Genomic DNA, 18,886 nt, shown 5'->3' with positions numbered 1-18,886 from the left:
CCGGTTACCGCCCGGTCCCCGCGTAGACCACGGCTTCGGATTCGCCGCCCAGCTCGAAGGCGTCGTGGATGGCCCGGACCGCCTTGTCGAGGTCGGTGTCCCGGCAGACCACCGAGACCCGGATCTCGGACGTGGAGATCATCTCGATGTTGACCCCGGCCGCACCCAGCGCGGCGAAGAAGCCGGCCGCGACGCCGGGGTGGGACCGCATGCCGGCGCCGATCAGGGAGACCTTGCCGACGTGGTCGTCGTAGAGGAGGCCCTTGAACTTGACCACCTCCTGGATCTTGCTGAGCGCCGCCATCGCCGTCGGACCGTCCGTCTTGGGCAGCGTGAACGAGATGTCCGTCCGGCCGGTGCCCTCGGTGGAGACGTTCTGCACGATCATGTCGATGTTGATCTCGGCGCCGGCCACGGTGTCGAAGATCCGCGCGGCGGCGCCCGGCTCGTCGGGCACGCCGACGATGGTGATCTTCGCCTCGCTGCGGTCGTGAGCGACCCCGGTGATCAGTGCCTGCTCCACAGGAAGGTCCTCCATGAATCCGGTGACCATGGTGCCGGTGTTGGTCGAGTATGACGAACGGACGTGGATCGGCAACCCCGCCCGCCGGGCGTACTCCACGCTACGCAGGTGCAGCACCTTCGCGCCGCAGGCGGCCAGCTCCAGCATCTCCTCGTAGGTGATCTGCTTGATGTGCCGGGCGTCGGGCACGATCCGCGGGTCGGCGCTGAAGATGCCGTCCACGTCGGTGTAGATCTCGCAGACGTCGGCGTCCAGCGCGGCGGCCAGCGCCACGGCCGTGGTGTCCGAGCCGCCCCGGCCCAGCGTGGTGACGTCCTTGGTGTCCTGCGAGACGCCCTGGAAGCCGGCCACGATGACCACCGCGCCCTCGTCCAGCGCGCCCTTGAGCCGGCCCGGCGTGACGTCGATGATCCGCGCCTTGCCGTGCACCGAGGTGGTGATCACGCCGGCCTGCGAGCCGGTGAACGAGCGGGCCTCGTACCCCAGGTTGTGGATCGCCATGGCGAGCAGCGCCATGGAGATCCGCTCCCCGGCGGTGAGCAGCATGTCCAGCTCGCGGCCGGGCGGCAGCGGGCTGACCTGGTTGGCCAGGTCGAGCAGCTCATCGGTGGTGTCGCCCATCGCGGAAACCACCACCACCACGTCGTCGCCGGCCTTGCGGGCGGCCACGATGCGCTCGGCCACCCGCTTGATCCGCTCGGCATTGGCGACGGAGGACCCGCCGTACTTCTGCACCACGAGTGCCACGACGGTGCACTCCCTCCCAGCGACCCTGAGCGTGCCGACGCCGCCGGGATTCGGTCCGGCGGCGCGTGTCAGACCTCATCAGGGTATCGGGCGGCGCGCGGCGCCGGGACGGGTGATCCCACCATCCGGCCCGGCGCCGGCCGGCCCGCCAGGCCGGACCCAGTGGCGGAGGGCCGCGCGACACGCCGGTACGCGAGCCGTCCGGCGGACTCCCGGGACCCGTCCCCGCACCGCAGAATGTCCCGGTGCACGCTCACCTCCGCGCGGCCCGGCGACTGACCGGCGCCCTGGCGATCACCCTGCCGGCGCTCCTCGCCGCCTGCACCGCCGACCAGCCGACGCCGGCCCCGCTCGCCACCGCCGACCCGGTGCCGGCCGGGGTGGACGCGGCGCGCGACGAACTGGCCGGGCTGGCGGCCGCCGCGCAGGACCGCCACCTCACCGCGCGGTACGCGTTCGGCACGGCCGACACACCGGACCGGACGGTCGTGGTGACCAGCGCGAACGACGGCACCTGGCGGGTCGACGTGCCGGCGTGGGGACTGGGCGGCACGGTGGACGTCTCGCTGGCCACCACCGCGGACGGGCTCTTCCAGTGCGCGCTGCCGTCGGCGGGCCGGCCCGAGCCGGCCACCTGCGTCCGCCTCGGCGACCCCGACGACGCCGTGCCCCGGCGGCTCGATCCCCGGGTGCAGCACCCGTTCACCGACTGGCTGGAGGTGCTCACCGACCGGCGGGCCCCACTGGCGGTCTCCCCCGCCACGCCGCCGACCGGCGCCACCGGCCAGTGCTACTCGGTCGAGTCGACCTCCGCCTCGCTGAACGCCCCGCTGGACGTGGGCATCTACTGCTACCGGCCGGACGGGACCCCGACCGCGGTCCGCGCCGACTTCGGCACCGTCCGGCTGGCCGGCGAGCCCGGCCCGGCGCCGGCCACCGTGCAACTCGCCGGGCCGGTGGTGGACGACGACCCGGTCGGTCACGCGGCGCCGTCCCCGTCCGACAGCCCGAGCGCGGGAACGCCCTGACCCTGCGTCACGTTACGGGTGCTCTTCGCCACATCCGGCCGCCCCGCACCGAGGGGCGAATCGCCCATAGGGGAACCTATCCCCATGGCCGACCTCACCCCGTTGCTCGCCTTCCGCTGGAGCCCACGGTCCTTCGACCCGAACGCCGAGCTGGCCGGCGACGAGGCGTCCTCGCTGCTCGAAGCCGCCCGCTGGGCCCCATCGGCGGGAAACGCCCAGCCGTGGCGGTTCGCCCTCGGGCGCCGGCAGGACGAGACCTGGAAGCGGATCCTGGTCAGCCTGACCGCCGCCGACCAACGCTGGGCCCGGCACGCCGCCGCCCTGGTGGTCGGCGCGCACACCGGCGGCGACGCCGAACGGGCCGCGTACGACCTGGGCCAGGCGATCGCCCACCTGACCGTGCAGGCCACCGCGCTCGGCCTGCACGTGCACCAGCTCACCCGCTTCGACCGGGCCGGACTCGCCGCCGAGTTGGACCTGCCACCGGACGTCCGGCCGCTGGTGGTGGCCGCCGTCGGGCGACTCGGCGACCCGCTCGCCCTGCCCGAGGAACTGCGCCACCGGGAGACCGGACTGCGCCACCGCCACCCGGTCGCCGCGCTGCTGCTCCACTGACCCGGGCCCCGCTCCCCGCGCCCAAGATCCGCGCAACGTCACGGAACGAGTGGCCTCGGCGCGCCGGGAGGCAGCACTTTCCCGGAAAGCGCGCGGACCCGGCTGCGGCCGCTCACTCCCCCCGGCTGGCCCGGAGCAGGACCGCGGCGGCCTCGGTGCCCCGGTAGAGGACGTGCCGGCCCTGCCGGGACCGGGAGACCAGGCCGGCGGCGTGCAGGGCGGACAGGTGCTGGGAGACGTTCCCGCCGGACATTCCCGTCCGCCGGGCGAGGTCGGTGGTGGTGGCCGCCGGGTCGAGCAGGTTGAGCAACGCCGCCCGCGCCGACCCGATCACCCGGGCCAGGGGGTCGCCGGCCGCCACCGGGGGCGTCTCCCAGAGGGTGGCCACCGCGCGCACGGGGTACGTGCCGCCAGGCAGCGAGTCCTCCAGCAGGTTCCACAGCACCCGCCGGTCGGTGAAGATGCCCGGGTTGAGCGCCAGCCCCCGGCCACCCAGGTCGAAGTCGAGCTGCCAGGGGTCGTCGCTCACCACCCGGTCACCGGTCCAGCGCAGGCTGGCGTGCAGCTGGCCGAAGAGCTGCCCGGCGCCACCCTCGGCCAGCAGAGCGGCCCGGTGGGCGATGTCCGCCTCCAGCAGCGCCCGGATCCGGGGCCAGGCCGGGGCGATCGCCTCGTCGTACCAGACGCGCAGGGCGGTGACCAGCTCCGGCAGCCGGCCACCGGGGTCGTCGCACAGGGCTCGCCCGAACGGGCTCAGCGGACGGTTCGGGGTGGTGGCGAGCAGGTCCCGGACCACCACGTCGGGCGGGGTGGCGGCGATCTGGCCGAGCAGCTCGACCAGCGGCCGGACCCGGACGGCCACGTCGGGGCGGCGGAGGGTCACCCGGGCCTGGTCGATCCAGGGCAGGTGCACGGCGTGCCGGACCGGGTCGTCCAGCGCCCACATGCTGGAGACCGTCTCCCAGACCGGAGAGACGGCGAACCGCACCCCCGCGACATCGGACGCGCCGAACCGCAGCTGCGACATCCTCCACCCCCCGTCGAGAATTCGGCTCAGCCTAAAAGGCTCGACCGGACCGTGGGGGGCACGGTTGGCTCATGTTCCATGGGGACCAGGGACGCCATCCGCACCGCCGTCCGGCACGTCGTACCGCCGGCCGGGCTGACCCGCGCCCTGGCCGTGCAGGCCATGGTGTACGCGGTCGGCCACGGCCTCTTCATGGCCGGCAGCGTGGTCTTCTTCACCCGGGCGCTCGGCCTCAGCCCCACCCAGGTCGGGCTCGGGCTGTCGATCGCCGCCGGGGTGTCCCTGCTCGGGACGGTCCCGCTCGGCGCGGTGACCGATCGGTACGGCGCGCAGCGGGTATGGCTGGTCGGCATCTTCGCCGAGGCGGTGCTCTTCGGGGCGTACCCCTTCGTGGGTGGCTTCGCCGGCTTCCTGGCCGTGGTGGTGGCGCTTGCCGTGGTGGACGCGACCACGGGGGTGGCCCGGCAGGTCTACTCGATCAACGTGCTCCGCCCGGAGGAGCGGGTGACCGCACTGGCGTACCAGCGCTCGGCGTTGAACGTCGGATTCGGGCTGGGCGCGGTGATCAGCGGCGTGGTGCTGGCCGTCGACACGATGGCCGCGTACCGGGGAATGGTCTGGTTCAACGCCGTCATGCTGCTGGTCACCGCGGTCTTCGTGTACCGGCTGCCCCGGGTCCCGGTGACCGCGGCGCCCGCCCAGCGGACCAGCCGGCTCGCGGTGTTCCGCGACCGGCCGTTCCTGGCGGTGTCGCTGCTGGCCGGGCTGCTCAGCTCGCACGGCACGCTCTACCTGGTGGTGCTGCCGCTCTGGGTGCTCAGCCACACCGACGCCCCGCGCACCCTGATCGCCGCGCTGGTGCTGCTCAACACGATCCTCGCGGTGCTGCTCCAGGTACGGGCCAGCCGGGGTGCCGAAACGGTGGCCGGCGCCGGCCGGGCGCTGCGCACCGGGGGCCTGCTGATCGCGCTGTTCTGCCTGATCCTGCCGGTGTCGGCGCTTACCGGCGGGGTGACGACCATCGTGGTGCTGGTCGGCGCGGCGGCGGTGCTCACCCTCGCCGAGTTGGTCCAGTCGGCCGGTGCCTGGGGGATCACCAGCACGCTGCCGCCGGCCGCGCACCGGGGCGCGTACGTCGGCGCGTTCCGGCTCGGCGGGCAGTTCGAGAACCTGGCCGCGCCGGCCGGGCTCACCGCGCTGGGGGTGAGCACCGGCGGCTGGGGGTGGCTGCCGATGGCCGCGCTCTTCGCCGCCGCCGCCCTGGCGGCCGTGCCGATGGTCGCCTGGGCCGACCGTCGCCCGCGCCTCGGCGAGAGCGTCCCGCCGGGCGAGCCGGGCGAGGTTCAGCGGCCGCGTGCCGCCCGGGCCATGTCCAGCGCGACGGGCAGCGGCACGCTGGAGAGGTAGAACGCCTCGCCGGTGGCCTGGGCGACGGCGACCGGGCCGATCCCGGGCGGCGGCGCGTCGTCCGGGGAGCCGGAGGCCAACGCCCGCTGGGTGGTCCACACGATGTGACTGGAATCCGCGTCTCACATGCCGGACCGAGCTACCAAGGGTCGCCGTGATCACGTAGGGTCACCCTGTCATGTGGCGCGCGTACCTTCTTCTTGGCTGCCGCGACGAGGCCTGACGGCCGGCACCTCGTCGCGGAGTTGAACCGCGCCGTCCAGCACATCCGAACTTCACCTCGGCACCGCCCGGGCACCGTGGCCCGGCAGCACCGCCGACACCTTCCGATTGCTGACGCCACATGTTCCCAGGGAGCACTCCGCCATGGCTCAACCCGCCACTGACGTCGAGACCGATCCGATCGCCCGGCAGCGCCCCAGCCGGATGCCGTTCCAGCGCTACCTCCCCTACCACCAGCAGTTCCGGCTCGACCTGCCGGACCGGACCTGGCCGACCCGCCGGGTCGGGGCCGCACCGCGCTGGTGCGCGGTCGATCTCCGCGACGGCAACCAGGCGCTGATCGACCCGATGTCGCCGGAGCGCAAGCGCCGGATGTTCCAGCTGCTGGTGCAGATGGGCTACAAGGAGATCGAGGTTGGCTTCCCGTCGGCCAGCCAGACGGACTTCGACTTCGTCCGGCAGCTGATCGAGCAGGACCTGATCCCGGAGGACGTCACCATCCAGGTGCTCACCCAGTGCCGGGAGCACCTGATCGAGCGGACCTTCGAGTCGCTGCGCGGCGCCCGGCGGGCCATCGTGCACTTCTACAACTCCACCTCGACGCTCCAGCGCCGGGTGGTCTTCGGCCTGGACCGGGACGGCATCACCGACATCGCCACCCAGGGCGCCCGGCTCTGCCGCAAGTACGCCGAGATCCACACACCGGACACCGACATCCACTACGAGTACTCCCCCGAGTCGTACACCGGCACCGAGCTGGAGTACGCGCTGGAGGTCTGCGCCAAGGTCATCGAGGTGGTCGACCCGACCCCGGACCGGAAGCTGATCATCAACCTGCCGGCCACCGTCGAGATGGCCCTGCCCAACGTGTACGCCGATTCGATCGAGTGGATGCACCGGCACCTGCCCCGGCGGGACAGCCTGGTGCTGAGCCTGCACCCGCACAACGACCGGGGCACCGCGGTGGCCGCCGCCGAGCTGGGCCTGCTGGCCGGCGCGGACCGGATCGAGGGCTGCCTCTTCGGTAACGGCGAGCGGACCGGCAACGTCGACCTGGTGACCCTGGGGCTCAACCTGTTCTCCCAGGGGATCGACCCAATGATCGACTTCTCGAACATCGACGAGGTCAAGCGGGCGGTCGAGTACTGCAACCAGCTTCCGGTGCACGAGCGCCACCCGTACGCGGGCGACCTGGTCTACACCGCCTTCTCCGGCTCCCACCAGGACGCGATCAAGAAGGGCCTCGAAGCCCTGGCCAAGGACGCGGAGAGCGCCGGGGTACCGGTCGACGAGTTCACCTGGGCGGTGCCGTACCTGCCGATCGACCCGAAGGACCTGGGCCGCACGTACGAGGCGGTCATCCGGGTCAACTCGCAGTCCGGCAAGGGCGGCGTCGCGTACATCATGAAGACCGAGCACCAGCTCGACCTGCCGCGCCGCCTCCAGATCGAGTTCTCCGGCGTGGTGCAGCAGCTCACCGACCACGACGGCGGCGAGGTCGACCCGGGCACCATGTGGGAGATCTTCGCCCGCAACTACCTCCTCGACCACCAGGTCGACCCGGTGGTCAGCCTGGCCGGCTACGCCATCGGCACCGCAGACGGCAAGGTCGAGATCGAGGCCGAGGTCGGCTTCGGCGGCGGTCGCCGCTCGCTCGCCGCAGTCGGCAACGGTCCGATCGACGCGTACGTCAACGCGCTGCAGTCCCTCGGCGTGGCGGTACGGGTGCTCGACTACCACGAGCACGCCCTCGCCTCCGGCGGGGACGCCCAGGCCGCCGCGTACGTGGAGTGCGAGGTGGACGGCCGGACCGTCTGGGGTGTCGGGACGGACGCCAACATCGTGACCGCCTCGGTGAAGGCGGTCACCAGCGCGGTCAACCGCGCCCGGAGCTGAGCCGGGGGCGGCGTCCGGCACACCGCCCGACGCCGCCCGCCCGGTGCTCGTCCGGAACGGCGGTCGGTCAGGCGTCGGTGCGGGGCGCAGCGCCACCGCCGCCGGGTCGGCCACCTCGACCACGATGACCGACTGGCCGAACGTCAGGCCCCGCGACGGCGGCGGTCGTCCGGTGGGGTCGAGGCGGGCAGCGACGGGCACGGCTGGGAGCCGGGCGCCTCCCGGGGCGGCCGGTGGATCAGGAACGCGGCCATCGCCGCGCCGGCCAGCAGCAGCCCGGCGCACCAGAGCAGCGCGCCGCGGAAGGCGCCGGTCAGCGCGGCCTTCTGCTCGTAGCCGGTGCCGGAGAGGCCGACCAGCAGCGGCAGCGCGGCCACCGCGAGCAGGCCGCCGGCTCGGGATGCCGCGTTGTTGAAGCCGCTCGCCACCCCGGCGAACCGGTCCGCCACGGCGGCCAACACCGAGGCGGTCAGCGGCGCCACGACCAGGGTCAGGCCCGCCCCGAACAGGACCACCCCGGGCAGCACGTCCGTCCAGTACGACGCGCCCGGGCCGACCCGGCGCAGCAGCAGCAGGCCGACGGCGGCGACCACCGGACCGACGGTCAGCGGCAGCCGGGGACCGATCCGGGCGGAGAGCGCGCCCGCCCGAGACGAGCCGAGCGCCAGCAGCAGCGTCATCGGCACGGTGGCCAGGCCGGTGAGCAGCGCCGACCAGCCGACCACGTTCTGCAGGTAGACGGCGAGGAAGAAGAGGAAGCCGCCGAGGGCCGCGTACACCACCACGGTGAACACGTTGAGCACCGAGAAGAGCCGGCTGGAGAAGAGGCCGGTGGGGAGCATCGCGGCGTCCCCGCGCCGCCGCTCCACCACCACGAAGACGACCGCGGCGACCACCCCGACCAGCACCGAGACCAGCACCGGCAGGGAGGCGACGCCGCGGGCCGGGGCGTCGATCAGGGCGTACGTGATGCCGGCGAGACCGAGCGCGCCGAGCAGCGCGCCCGCCACGTCGAACCGGCGAAGGCCCGCGCCGGTACGCGAGACGTTCTCGTCCCGGCTCTCCGGCACCCAGCGCAGCGCGGCGAGCACCACCGCCACCGCCAGCGGCAGGTTGATGAAGAAGATCCACCGCCAGGAGAGCGCGTCGATCAGCCAGCCGCCGAGGAGCGGGCCGAGGGCGGTGGAGACGCCGGAGAGCCCGGCCCAGGTGCCGATCGCCTTGCCCCGGTCGTCCGGGTGGAAGCTGGCCTGGAGCACGGAGAGCGACCCCGGGGTGAGCAGGGCCCCGCCGGCGCCCTGGAGGAACCGGGCGGCGATCAGCCAGCCGGTGCCCTGGGACAGTCCGCAGAGCACGGAGGCGCCGGCGAACCACACCACCCCGAGCAGGAAGACGCGGCGGCGGCCGAACCGGTCGCCGAGCGCCCCGCCGAGCAGCACGAACGCGGCCAGCATCAGCAGGTATCCGTTCACCGTCCACTGCAGACCGGCGACGGTGGCGTGCAGCTCGGCCCCGAGGCGGGGCAACGCCACGTTGACCACCGTGCTGTCCAGGAACACCATGCCGGAGGCGAGGACGGCGGCGAGCAACGTACCCCGCCCGGCGGCGGTGCCGGTCCGGAGGGCGGGTGTGGGTGCGGTCATGGCTACCAATCTGCCCCGCGATCCGATCCGGACGCCACGAATCGCGGAAACCGGCCCGGGGTACTGTGCGGGATCGCGGGGAGCCCGCAAGCTGGAGAGGTGTCGTCTGTGCGTACCAGATCAGGAGCTCGCGCCGTGGTGGCGGCCGCGCTCGCCGCGGCGATCGCCCTCGGCACGTCCGGCTGCCAGCCGGCCGGCGAGCCAAAGACCCCGCCGAGCAGCGCCGGCAACGTCAGCCAGCAGCTCGGTGAGTTGACCGTCGCGAGTGCCGGGTCGATGAAGGGCTACAGCCGCACCCACTTCCCGCACTGGCGGGACACCGGGAAGAACTGCGACGTCCGGGACACCGTCCTCCAGCGCGACGGGGAGAGCATCAAGCTCTCCGGCTGCAACGTGGTGGGCGGGCGCTGGGAGAGCGCCTACGACAGTCGGGTCTTCACCGACCCGGCGGACGTGGACATCGACCACGTGGTGCCGTTGGCCAACGCGTGGCGCTCGGGCGCCGACGAGTGGGACGACTCGAAGCGCGGCGACTTCGCCAACGACCTGACCCGGCCGCAGCTCATCGCGGTTTCCCTGACCTCCAACCGGGCAAAGGGTGACCAGGACCCGTCCCAGTGGAAGCCGGCGAACCGGTCGTACTGGTGCCAGTACGCCGCGGACTGGGTAACGGTCAAGCATTACTGGCGGCTGACGGTGACCAGTGCCGAGAAGGCCGCCCTCACCGACATGTTGGAGGGCTGCACATGGGCGAGCAAGCCGTGACCGGGCCTGGGGCGACACCCGCCGCGGAGCGGATGCCGGACGCCGGTGGCGAGGACGCCGCGGCGGCCACCGGCAGTGGAACCGGACCGACCACCGGACCGACCACGGCCGGGATGACCGTGGACGGCGCCCCGGCGGCGCCCGCCGACGTGTCCGGGGCCGGCATGTCCGCCGACGCCATCCCGGCGGCTCCCGTCGGGGGTGCCCCGGACGTCGGGCCGCAGCAGCGGACCGCCGACATCACCGCCGGTCCGGGCGGGGTGATGACCGACGAGGTCGGCGTGGTGACCGGGGAGCTGACCCTGCGCACCGAGTACGCCGACGGACAGGTGACCCTGCGGGTGCAGTACAAGGACGCCGACGAGTGGTACGCGGTCACCGGCGGCAGGGTCGCGCTGGCCGACCCGGCCGGCCTGGACGCGGTGCACGCCATCGCCGTCGCCCTGCTCCACCGCCCCGAGGGCTGATCCGGGACCGACGAGGCCCCTCCCCCCACTGTGGGGGAAGGGGCCTCGTGCGTCGTCACAGAGTCGGGATCAGCTCACCGGTCTCGCCCGGCGCTGCCCCGTCGTCCGGCCGGACCAGTTCCGGCTCCACCTCGTGCGGGCGGATCCGCCCGGCCGCGATCTCCTCGGCGTAGTGGCAGGCCACCCGGTGGCCGTCGAGCACCTCACGCAGCGCCGGCCGCTCGTCGGCGCAGCGGGTCGGCTGGGCCCACGGGCAGCGGGTGTGGAAGCGGCAGGCGGCCGGCGGGTTCGTCGGTGAGGGCAAGTCGCCGGCGAGCAGGATCCGCTCGCGGCGGTCCTCGACCAGCGGGTCCGGCACCGGTACCGCCGACATCAGCGCCTTGGTGTAGGGGTGCATCGGCTCCCGGTAGAGGTCGTCGCTGGACGCCTCCTCCACCAGGCCGCCGAGGTACATGACCCCCACCGTGTCGGCGATGTGTCGGACCACCGCCAGGTCGTGCGCGATGATCAGGTACGTCAGGCCCCGCTCGTTCTGCAGGTCCTCCAGCAGGTTGAGCACCTGCGCCTGGATCGACACGTCCAGCGCGGAGACCGGCTCGTCGGCGACGATGAGGTCCGGGTTGAGGACCAGCGCCCGGGCGATGCCGATCCGCTGACGCTGGCCGCCGGAGAACTCGTGCGGGTACTTGCGCAGCGCCGAGGCGGGCAGGCCGACCGCCTCCAGGGTCTCCCGGAGCCGCTTGCCGGCGGCCGCCTTGTCGCCGGCCAGGCCGTGCGCCTTGAGCCCTTCCACCAGCAGCGACTCCACCGACTGCCGGGGGTCGAGACTGGACAGCGGATCCTGGAAGATCATCTGCATCCGGCGGCGGGCCCGACGCAGCGACTCGCCCTTGAGGGATCGGATGTCGGTGCCGTCGAAGACGATTTCGCCCTCGGTCGGCTCGACCAGGCGCAGCAGACCGCGCCCCAGGGTGGACTTGCCGCAGCCCGACTCGCCCACCAGCCCGTACGTCTCACCCGCGTTGATCGACAGGGAGACGCCGTCGACCGCGTAGACGTAGCCGACGGTGCGGTCGAAGAGCACGCCGCTCTTGATCGGGAAGTGGACCTTGATGTCGCGCAGTTCGACCAGTGGTCCGGTCCGCTCGGTCACGCTACCGTCACCTCCTCCGAAACGGGGTTGTTGCAGCGCAGGTCGCCGCCGGTCGCGGTGGGTTCGAGCGGGGGCGGCCCCTCCAGGCAGGCGTCCACCACGTTGTCGCAGCGGGGCGCGAAGGCGCACCCCTCCGACCACGGGATGTTGTCCGACACCGAGCCCCGGATCGCGTGCAGCCGCTCGCCGCGCGGCGAGTCGAGCCGCGGCACGGAGCTGAGCAGCCCGTGCGTGTACGGGTGCCGCGACCGGGCGAACAGCTCGTGCCGGGCGGCCCGCTCCACCACCTTGCCGCCGTAGAGCACGTTGACCGTGTCGCAGAGCCCGGCCACCACGCCCAGGTCATGCGTGATCATGATCAGCGCGGTGCCGGTCTCGTCGACGAGCTGCTTGAGCAGGGTGAGGATCTGCGCCTGGATGGTCACGTCCAGCGCGGTGGTCGGCTCGTCGGCGATCAGCAGCCGCGGCTTGCAGGCCAGCGCGATGGCGATCAGCGCGCGCTGCCGCATGCCACCGGAGATCTGGTGCGGGTACTCCTTCAGCCGCCGGTCCGGGTCGGGAATGCCGACCGCGTCGAGCAGCTGCCGGGCCTCCTTCAGCGCCGCCTTCCGGTCCATGCCCCGGTGCCGCTCCAGCACCTCGGCCACCTGGACACCGATCGGCACGACCGGGTTCAACGAGGAGAGCGGGTCCTGGAAGATCATGCCGATGTCCCGGCCGCGCCGGTCCCGCATGTCGTCGGGGCGCAGCTTGAGCAGGTCGGCGCCCTCGAAGAGCACCTCGCCGCTGACCTTGTTGCCCCGCTTGGGCAGCAGGCCCATGATCGCCAGGCTGGTCACGCTCTTGCCGCAGCCGGACTCGCCGACCAGGCCTACGGTCTGCCCCGGCTCCACCGTGAAACTCACCTTGTCGACCGCGGTGAACGGCCGCTCACCGCGGCGCTGGAACACCACGCTCAGGTCACGTACGTCGAGCAGGCTCATCGGGTCACGTCCTCACTGCACTGGTCCTTCGCTGGCGACTGCGGGGCTCGCAAGCTCACTCCTCGCGCGCGCCGCCGGCATCCGCCGGCCGTGCTGGTCCGCCGCATCACCGTCACCGCCGGTTCTTCGGGTCGATCGCCTCGCGCATCGCCTCACCCAGCAGGGTGAAGCCGAGCGCGACCACGATGATCGCGAGCGCCGGGAAGTAGGCCAGTTCGGGGCGGACCTCGAAGTAGCGCTGACCGTCCACACCGAGCATCAGACCCCACTCGGCGCGGTTGATGTCCGGGTCGCCGAGCCCGAGGAAGGAGAGCGAGGCGGCCTCCAGGATCGCGGTGGAGAGGGTCAGCGTGGCCTGCACGATCACCGCGGTCATCGCGTTCGGCAGCATGTGCCGGAGCACGATGTTGCGTTGCTTCACGCCCAGCGCCCGGGCGGCCAGCACGTGGTCGCTCTCCCGCTGGGCCAGCATCGAGCCGCGCAGCAGCCGGGCGAAGATCGGCACGTTGACGACGGCCACCGCGAAGATGACCGTCCACTGGCTGGACCGGCTGGCCATCGCCACCAGGCTGATCGCCAGCAGCAGGGCGGGCAGGGCCAGCATCACGTCGGTGAAGCGCATCAGGATGTTGTCGACCCAGCCGCCGAAGGCGCCGGAGAGCGCGCCGATCAGCACACCCAGGGTCAGCCCGATCAGCGTGGCCAGCACGCCGACGAAGAGGGTCTGCCGGCTGCCGTAGATCAGGCGGGAGAGGAAGTCCCGGCCGAGCGGGTCCGACCCGAGGGGGAACTCACTGCTGGCACCGGGGATGTTGTCGACGGTGAGAGTCTTCGTCAGCTCGTCGAAGCGCTGTGCCGGGTCGTGCGGCGCGAGCAGCGGCGCCAAGATCGCGACCAGGATGAACAGACCGACGATGGACGCACCGACGATGGCGACCGGATTGCGCCGCAGCCGGCGGAACGCGTCCCGGACGAGGCTCACGCCGCCCTTCTCGGCGCCGGCCCGGGCCAACTCGTCCAGGCGGGCCTTCTTCCGGTCGCCGAGCAGGCCGATGCTGCGCTCGCTCATGCCCTCCCGCCGCTCGCCGGCGGCGGGCTTGTCGGTGTCGGGCGTGTCCGCGCCGTCGCGGGGGGCGGCCACGCCGGGCCGGGTGGTCGGGTCACTCATCGCACACGCACCCTCGGGTCGATGAAGGCGTAGGAGAGGTCGACCAGGAGGTTGACCACCACGAAGACCAGCGCGGCCAGCAGGATCAGCGCCTGGAGCACCGGATAGTCGCGACCGCCGCTGATCGAGTCGGTGATCAGCGTGCCCAGACCGCCCCAGTTGTAGACCTTCTCGGTGAGCACCGCGCCGGAGAGCAGCGCGCCGCTCTGCAGGCCGATGATGGTGACCACCGGCAGCAGGGCGTTGCGCAGGATGTGCCGCCCCCGGATGACGCGGTGCCGCAGGCCCTTGGCCTCGGCAGTCCGCACGTAGTCCTCGTTGAGCACGTCCAGCACGCTGGCCCGGGTGATCCGGACGATCACCGCCAGCGGGATGGTGGCCAGGGTGAACGCCGGCAGGATGAGATGCCACAGCGCGTCGGCGGTGGCGTCGAACTCCCGGGTGAGCAGGCCGTCGAGGACGAAGAAGCCGGTCACCTCGGTGTTGTCCAGGCCGGTGCTGAGCCGCCCGGAGGGCGGGAACCAGTGGATGTTCTGGGTGAAGACGTCCTTGAGCAGGTAGCCCAGGAAGAAGATGGGGATCGAGATGCCGAGCAGGGTGCCGGCAATGCTCAGGTTGTCCAGCAGCCGGCCGTGGTGCCGGGCGGCGAGGTAGCCGAGCGGCACGCCGAGCCCGATCGCGATGATCATGGCGACCAGGGCCAGCTCGATGGTGGCCGGGAAGGCGCGACCGATCACCTCGGCGACCGGGTCGCCGGTCCGGATCGAATTGCCGAAGTCGCCGGTCAGGACCCGCTGCATGAACTTGGCATACTGCACCAGAATCGGCTGGTCGTAGCCGAGCGCCTTGACCAGCAGGGCACGGCGCTCAGGGGTGGCGCGCTCGCCGAGCAGCGCCTCGATCGGACCGCCGGGCAGGTTCCGCAACCAAATGAAGATGAGCGCCGACAGCGCTATCAGGGTCACCACCAGCTGCAGCAGCCGGCGGACTATGACTCGCAACATCTCTCACACACCAGATTCTCGATAACAGCGGTTCGGCCCGGGCCGGGGCGTGTGCCCGGCCCGGGCCGATTCCGCGTACGGCGTCAGCGGATCAGTGTCGTGTTCAGCCGACGCTGACCGTGTTGAACCGCTCGTCGGTCAGCGGGCTGGCGACCAGACCCTTGACGTCCTTCGTCACCACGATGGCCGGCGGGGCGTGCCAGATCGGCACGGCCGGCAGCCACTTGGCGGCGATGTCGCGGTTGACCTGCTCCCAGGCGGCCTTCTTGCCGGCATCGTCGACGGTGCCGTCGGCCTTGGTGATGGCGTCGAACATCTCGGTCATCGCCTGGTCGCCGAACTCGACCTTGCCGCGACCGAAGAAGGTGCCGACGAAGTTACCCGGGTCGTTGTAGTCACCGGTCCAGCCGAGGATGTGCAGGTCCTGCTTGCCGAACTGCTGCACGTCGTCCTTGTAGCCACCGTTCCACGGGCGGGCCACACCGTTGACCTTGATGCCCACGGCCTGCAGGTCGTTGGCGAGGACGGTGAAGATCTCCTGCGGGTTCGGCATGTACGGCCGGGAGACGTCGGTCGGGTAGTAGAAGTTGAGGGTCAGCCCCTCGGCCCCGGCCTCCTTGAGCAGCTGCTTGGCCTTGTCCACGTTGTAGTCATACTTCTGCACGTCCGAGGCGTAGCCGAGCACGGTGTCCGGCATGAACTCGTCGGCGACCTTGGTGCCACCCGGGCCCTTGGTCTGGACGAGCTGCTGACGGTTGAGGGCGTAGGCGATCGCCTGCCGCACCCGCAGGTCCTTCAGCTTCGGGTTCTTCTGGTTGAAGCCCAGGTAGAGGATGTTGAACGCCGGGCGGTCGAGGACCTGGAAGCCCTCACCGGAGAGCGCCTTGCGGTCGGCCGGGGCCGGGAAGTCGATGCCCTGGACCGTGCCGGCGCGCAGCTCCTGCTTGCGGGTGTTCTCATCCTTGATGACCTTGATGACGAGCTTGTCGACCTTGGCCTTGTCGCCCCAGTAGTCGGGGTTCCGGTTCAGGGTGATCTCACCCTTGGCCTTGTCCCACCCGCCGTAGGAGAACGGGCCGGTGCCGACCGGGTGCTCGTTGGCGAACGCGCTGTACTCGAAGGAGTCGCCGTTCTGCTTCACCGCGTCGGCGTCGTACTTCTTCAGCGCGTCGGGGCTGGCGATCGACAGCGCGGTCAGCGCGAAGGCGCCGGGGAAGGCACCCTTGTACTGGTTCATCGTGACGACGGCGGTGCCGTCGTCCTTGGCCTCGCACTTGTTGTAGACCGGCTTGCCGACGCCCTCGGCCTCGTTCTTGGCGAAGCCGCCGAAGACGTCCGAGTAATAGATCATCTGGGACTGGGCGGCCGCGCCCTTCATGTTGTACCAGCGGTCGAAGTTGAAGCAGACCGCGGCGGCGTTGAAGGCGGCGCCGTCGTGGAACTTCACGCCCTTGCGGAGCTTGAAGGTCCAGACCTTGCCCTCGGCGTCGTGCTCCCAGCTCTCCGCCAGGCCGCCCTCGAGATCGGCCGTGCCCGGCTTGTTCATGATCAGGGTGTCGTACATCTGCCGGATCGGCCGGAAGGATTCACCATCGTCGTTGAAGATCGGGTCGAAGTTCTTCGGGTCACCGGCCCCCGCGAAGACGAAGGTGCCACCCGTCTTGGCGCCACCGCTGCCATCGTCGCGCGCGCTCTTGGCGCAGCCGGACACCCCGACCGCCAGAGCGGCAGCGGCCGCGAGGGCCACGGCCGCTTTAAGCCTGCCTGCCTGCATCTCTCACCTCTGTCATGCGTGACCACGCCGAGTTGTGGCTCAGTCCGTGAGCCGGAGGCTATGACACGACACACAGAAGCGGAACGGCCGTTAGGCAATCGCTATCAAGCCGACACCAAGCCGACGGGTCTGACAGGCCGTCAGCAAGAGACCAACGTGAGTGTCACAGCCCGGCGGGCTCACCGCCTGGTACCGCAGGGCGGGAGTCGCTAGTGCACAAACCATGACAACTCGGCCGAGATGACCGGACGGACCGCGGACGAGCTGCCGGGGAACGACGTCACAGCGCGGACTCTCGACCTCGCCGCTGGGCTCAGACCGCGCGACGGCCCTCGAACGCCCGACCGAGGGTGATCTCGTCGGCGTACTCCAGGTCGCCACCGACCGGCAGCCCGCTGGCCAGCCGGGTCACCGAGATCCCCATCGGCTTGACCAACAGGGCCAGGTACGTCGCGGTCGCCTCACCCTCGGTGTTCGGATCGGTGGCGAGGATCAGCTCGCGGACCGTCCCGGCGCTCAGCCGGGTCATCAGTTCACGGATCCGCAGGTTGTCCGGGCCGATCCCCTCCAGCGGATTGATCGCCCCGCCGAGCACGTGGTACCGGCCGCGGAACTCACCGGTCCGCTCGACCGCCACCACGTCCTTCGGCTCCTCGACCACGCAGAGCACCTCGTCGGTGCGGCGCGCGTCGCGGCAGATCCGGCACTGCTCCGACTCGGCCACGTTGAAGCAGGTCGTGCAGAACCGCACCAGCTCCTTGACCTTGCGCAGCGCGCCGGCCAGCCGGTTCACGTCGGCCGGATCCGCGGACAGGACGTGGAAGGCGATCCGCTGGGCACTCTTCGGGCCCACGCCCGGCAGCCGCCCCAGCTCGTCGATCAGGTCCTGGATGGCGCCCTCGTACATCTGCCGGCTCAGAAACCGGGCAGGCCGAGGCCGCCCATGCCGCCCGAGACCGGGCCCATCTTCTGCTCGGTCAGCTCCCGGGCCGCCTCGGCGGCGTTGTGCACGGCCGCGACGACCAGGTCCTCCAGCGTCTCCACGTCCTCCGGGTCGACCGCCTTCGGGTCGATCTTGATGGACTTCAGCTCGCCGGTGCCGGCGACGGTCGCGGTGACCAGGCCGCCGCCCGCGGTGCCGGTCAGCTCCGCGTCCGCCAGCTCGGCCTGAGCCTTGGCGATCTGCTGCTGCATCTTCTGCGCCTGCTTCAGCATCTGCTGCATGTTCGGCTGTCCACCTGGGCGCACGGATGGCTCCTTCTCGCACTCGTCTACTCGGCCGCGCCCAGCCTAACCGCTGCGAGCAGCCTCGCCCCGCCCGGCACTTCCCCGGCCCCGGGCCCGGGCGGACGATCTGGGGACCGACACGAGGGAGGGCCGGATGTCCCGGGAACAGGCCGCCGCAATCATGGAACGGCAGGCGCAGGCGTGCGCGAACATGGACGCCAGCCTCTACGCCGACCTGCTCGTGCGCGCCGCCGCCGACGTCCGCGCCGGCGGGCCGTGCGCCGAGATCATCACCGGGTACGCGGACGCCCCGGCGTCGGCCGCCGTACCGCTGCGGCTGCTCGGCGGCGTGCACGCGCTGGTGCTCACCCGACGGGCCCCGGAGCTGGCCCGGTTCTACCCCAGCGCCGGCGGGACGTACCGGCCGGACAACGCGGACGACTGCTGGGCCGCGTTCCGCGCGGTCGTCGCCGCCGAGCACGACGCGCTGCGGAACTGGCTGCGCCGCCCGCCACAGACCAACGAGGTCGGCCGGGCCAACCTGCTGCTCGCCGGCCTGCTGTACGCGGTCGGCGAGCTGGGCGCGCTGCCCGTACGCCTGATCGAACTCGGCGCGAGCGCCGGGTTGAACCTGCGTGCCGAGCGGTTCCGGGTCGAGGCGGCGGACTTCGCCTGGGGACCGGCCGACTCCCCGGTGCTGCTGCCCGACGCGTGGCGGGACGGCGTGCCGGGCTGGCTGCGGGACGCGGCAAAGACGCACCCCGAACTGGCCGTCGAGGAGCGGCTCGGCTGCGACGTCACCCCGCTCGTCCCGGGCGACGCCGAGGGCAGGCTCGCGCTCCGGGCGTACGTCTGGCCCGAGCACACCGCCCGGGCCGCCCGGCTGGCCGGCGCCCTCGATCTGGCCGGGCGCCTGCCCGCGCGGGTCGAGACGGTGGGCGCCGCGGACTTCCTGGCCGGGCTCGAGCCGGACCCCGGCAGGCTCACCGTGGTGTGGCACTCGGTGATGCGGCAGTACGTACCGGCCGACGAGTGGGCCCGGGCCACCGCCGAGATCGACCGGCTGGCCGCCGCCAGCGCACCCTTCGCGCACCTGCTGTTCGAACCCTACCCGGTCGACGGCCAGCACCGCTTCCAGCTCCGCGCCCGGATCGGCGCCGCGCCGCAACGACTGCTCGCCGAGGCGCATCCGCACGGCCTGCCCGCCTGGGCCGCCTGAGCGGGCTGGCGGGTCTGG

Annotated in this window: 18 protein-coding genes; 7 read left to right on the top strand and 11 right to left on the bottom strand. The window is 72.1% G+C overall.

The features are described 5' to 3' along the window. Nucleotides 1–4 precede the first annotated feature (4 nt). Nucleotides 5–1,270, bottom strand: a complete 1,266-nt coding sequence (locus SLP03_RS11085; protein ID WP_319460464.1) for an aspartate kinase — start codon at nucleotides 1,268–1,270, stop codon at nucleotides 5–7. Between the two features lie 245 nt (nucleotides 1,271–1,515). On the opposite strand from SLP03_RS11085, the gene SLP03_RS11080 reads away from it, so the two are divergent. Together SLP03_RS11080 and SLP03_RS11075 are read left to right on the top strand one after the other, a co-directional pair. Further along, complete coding sequence (locus tag SLP03_RS11080) at nucleotides 1,516–2,298, top strand: hypothetical protein (protein ID WP_319460463.1); 783 nt, start codon at nucleotides 1,516–1,518, stop codon at nucleotides 2,296–2,298. An 84-nt stretch (nucleotides 2,299–2,382) separates the two neighbouring features. Next, complete coding sequence (locus tag SLP03_RS11075; RefSeq protein WP_319460462.1) at nucleotides 2,383–2,913, top strand: nitroreductase family protein; 531 nt, start codon at nucleotides 2,383–2,385, stop codon at nucleotides 2,911–2,913. Nucleotides 2,914–3,025: 112 nt separating this feature from the next. Here SLP03_RS11075 and SLP03_RS11070 read toward each other — a convergent pair whose 3' ends face one another. After that, nucleotides 3,026–3,940 carry a helix-turn-helix domain-containing protein gene (locus tag SLP03_RS11070; RefSeq protein WP_319460461.1) on the bottom strand — a complete coding sequence of 305 codons (915 nt, stop codon included), beginning with the start codon at nucleotides 3,938–3,940 and terminating at the stop codon, nucleotides 3,026–3,028. Nucleotides 3,941–4,018: 78 nt separating this feature from the next. Between SLP03_RS11070 and SLP03_RS11065 the strand changes: the two genes are divergently transcribed. Continuing rightward, the gene (locus tag SLP03_RS11065; RefSeq protein WP_319460460.1) at nucleotides 4,019–5,347 is read left to right on the top strand and encodes an MFS transporter; all 1,329 of its coding nucleotides are present in this window, start codon (nucleotides 4,019–4,021) and stop codon (nucleotides 5,345–5,347) included. Here the strand turns inward: SLP03_RS11065 and SLP03_RS11060 are convergent. Beyond that, nucleotides 5,284–5,448, bottom strand: coding sequence for a hypothetical protein (locus SLP03_RS11060; protein WP_319460459.1), 165 nt, complete (start codon nucleotides 5,446–5,448; stop codon nucleotides 5,284–5,286). The two genes, SLP03_RS11065 and SLP03_RS11060, sit on opposite strands and share 64 nt — an antisense overlap. Before the next feature lie 265 nt (nucleotides 5,449–5,713). Here SLP03_RS11060 and leuA point away from each other — a divergent pair, with 265 nt between their 5' ends. After that, nucleotides 5,714–7,465: a 2-isopropylmalate synthase gene (leuA, locus tag SLP03_RS11055; RefSeq protein WP_319460458.1), complete on the top strand. Its 1,752-nt coding sequence runs from the start codon at nucleotides 5,714–5,716 to the stop codon at nucleotides 7,463–7,465. A gap of 143 nt (nucleotides 7,466–7,608) precedes the next feature. Here the strand turns inward: leuA and SLP03_RS11050 are convergent, their stop codons facing one another. Beyond that, nucleotides 7,609–9,108, bottom strand: coding sequence for an MFS transporter (locus SLP03_RS11050; RefSeq protein WP_319460457.1), 1,500 nt, complete (start codon nucleotides 9,106–9,108; stop codon nucleotides 7,609–7,611). Nucleotides 9,109–9,216: 108 nt separating this feature from the next. On the opposite strand from SLP03_RS11050, the gene SLP03_RS11045 reads away from it, so the two are divergent. Together SLP03_RS11045 and SLP03_RS11040 are read left to right on the top strand one after the other, a co-directional pair. Next, complete coding sequence (locus tag SLP03_RS11045) at nucleotides 9,217–9,873, top strand: HNH endonuclease family protein (protein ID WP_319460456.1); 657 nt, start codon at nucleotides 9,217–9,219, stop codon at nucleotides 9,871–9,873. Beyond that, complete coding sequence (locus SLP03_RS11040) at nucleotides 9,855–10,340, top strand: hypothetical protein (RefSeq protein ID WP_319460455.1); 486 nt, start codon at nucleotides 9,855–9,857, stop codon at nucleotides 10,338–10,340. Before SLP03_RS11045 ends, SLP03_RS11040 begins: the two co-directional genes overlap by 19 nt. Nucleotides 10,341–10,395: 55 nt before the next feature. Here SLP03_RS11040 and SLP03_RS11035 read toward each other — a convergent pair whose 3' ends face one another. The 7 genes from SLP03_RS11035 to SLP03_RS11005 all read right to left on the bottom strand — a co-directional run bounded on the left by SLP03_RS11035 (nucleotide 10,396) and on the right by SLP03_RS11005 (nucleotide 17,646). Next, nucleotides 10,396–11,493, bottom strand: a complete 1,098-nt coding sequence (locus SLP03_RS11035) for an oligopeptide/dipeptide ABC transporter ATP-binding protein (RefSeq protein ID WP_319460454.1) — start codon at nucleotides 11,491–11,493, stop codon at nucleotides 10,396–10,398. Next, on the bottom strand, nucleotides 11,490–12,476 hold the full coding sequence (locus tag SLP03_RS11030) for an ABC transporter ATP-binding protein (RefSeq protein ID WP_319460453.1): 987 nt from the start codon (nucleotides 12,474–12,476) through the stop codon (nucleotides 11,490–11,492). The genes SLP03_RS11035 and SLP03_RS11030 overlap by 4 nt, the downstream gene beginning before the upstream one ends. A 112-nt stretch (nucleotides 12,477–12,588) precedes the next feature. Beyond that, complete coding sequence (locus tag SLP03_RS11025; protein ID WP_319460500.1) at nucleotides 12,589–13,545, bottom strand: ABC transporter permease; 957 nt, start codon at nucleotides 13,543–13,545, stop codon at nucleotides 12,589–12,591. Nucleotides 13,546–13,640: 95 nt separating this feature from the next. Continuing rightward, on the bottom strand, nucleotides 13,641–14,648 hold the full coding sequence (locus SLP03_RS11020) for an ABC transporter permease (protein WP_319460452.1): 1,008 nt from the start codon (nucleotides 14,646–14,648) through the stop codon (nucleotides 13,641–13,643). 103 nt (nucleotides 14,649–14,751) lie between these two features. Next, nucleotides 14,752–16,422, bottom strand: a complete 1,671-nt coding sequence (locus tag SLP03_RS11015; RefSeq protein WP_319460451.1) for an ABC transporter substrate-binding protein — start codon at nucleotides 16,420–16,422, stop codon at nucleotides 14,752–14,754. A gap of 313 nt (nucleotides 16,423–16,735) precedes the next feature. Next, nucleotides 16,736–17,329, bottom strand: a complete 594-nt coding sequence (gene recR, locus SLP03_RS11010; protein WP_319460450.1) for a recombination mediator RecR — start codon at nucleotides 17,327–17,329, stop codon at nucleotides 16,736–16,738. A gap of 8 nt (nucleotides 17,330–17,337) precedes the next feature. Then, nucleotides 17,338–17,646: a YbaB/EbfC family nucleoid-associated protein gene (locus tag SLP03_RS11005; protein WP_319460449.1), complete on the bottom strand. Its 309-nt coding sequence runs from the start codon at nucleotides 17,644–17,646 to the stop codon at nucleotides 17,338–17,340. 157 nt (nucleotides 17,647–17,803) lie between these two features. On the opposite strand from SLP03_RS11005, the gene SLP03_RS11000 reads away from it, so the two are divergent. After that, nucleotides 17,804–18,868, top strand: a complete 1,065-nt coding sequence (locus SLP03_RS11000) for a DUF2332 domain-containing protein (protein ID WP_319460448.1) — start codon at nucleotides 17,804–17,806, stop codon at nucleotides 18,866–18,868. Nucleotides 18,869–18,886 lie beyond the last annotated feature (18 nt).

Origin of the sequence: Micromonospora sp. RTP1Z1, assembly GCF_033804685.1 — a bacterium.
Taxonomy (GTDB): Bacteria; Actinomycetota; Actinomycetes; order Mycobacteriales; family Micromonosporaceae; genus Micromonospora.
Note: the sequence above shows the minus strand (reverse complement) of the source record. Positions and strands in the feature narration are given on the sequence as shown.

Bases quoted from the DNA above. Each gene is read 5' to 3' on its own strand.
- SLP03_RS11030 (WP_319460453.1), bottom strand. From the start codon at position 12,476: ATGAGCCTGCTCGACGTACGTGACCTGAGCGTGGTGTTCCAGCGCCGC.
- SLP03_RS11070 (WP_319460461.1), bottom strand. From the start codon at position 3,940: ATGTCGCAGCTGCGGTTCGGCGCGTCCGATGTCGCGGGGGTGCGGTTC.
- SLP03_RS11005 (WP_319460449.1), bottom strand. From the start codon at position 17,646: ATGCAGCAGATGCTGAAGCAGGCGCAGAAGATGCAGCAGCAGATCGCC.
- leuA (WP_319460458.1), top strand. From the start codon at position 5,714: ATGGCTCAACCCGCCACTGACGTCGAGACCGATCCGATCGCCCGGCAG.
- SLP03_RS11020 (WP_319460452.1), bottom strand. From the start codon at position 14,648: ATGTTGCGAGTCATAGTCCGCCGGCTGCTGCAGCTGGTGGTGACCCTG.
- recR (WP_319460450.1), bottom strand. From the start codon at position 17,329: ATGTACGAGGGCGCCATCCAGGACCTGATCGACGAGCTGGGGCGGCTG.
- SLP03_RS11000 (WP_319460448.1), top strand. From the start codon at position 17,804: ATGTCCCGGGAACAGGCCGCCGCAATCATGGAACGGCAGGCGCAGGCG.
- SLP03_RS11040 (WP_319460455.1), top strand. From the start codon at position 9,855: ATGGGCGAGCAAGCCGTGACCGGGCCTGGGGCGACACCCGCCGCGGAG.
- SLP03_RS11075 (WP_319460462.1), top strand. From the start codon at position 2,383: ATGGCCGACCTCACCCCGTTGCTCGCCTTCCGCTGGAGCCCACGGTCC.
- SLP03_RS11050 (WP_319460457.1), bottom strand. From the start codon at position 9,108: ATGACCGCACCCACACCCGCCCTCCGGACCGGCACCGCCGCCGGGCGG.
- SLP03_RS11025 (WP_319460500.1), bottom strand. From the start codon at position 13,545: ATGAGCGAGCGCAGCATCGGCCTGCTCGGCGACCGGAAGAAGGCCCGC.
- SLP03_RS11015 (WP_319460451.1), bottom strand. From the start codon at position 16,422: ATGCAGGCAGGCAGGCTTAAAGCGGCCGTGGCCCTCGCGGCCGCTGCC.
- SLP03_RS11065 (WP_319460460.1), top strand. From the start codon at position 4,019: ATGGGGACCAGGGACGCCATCCGCACCGCCGTCCGGCACGTCGTACCG.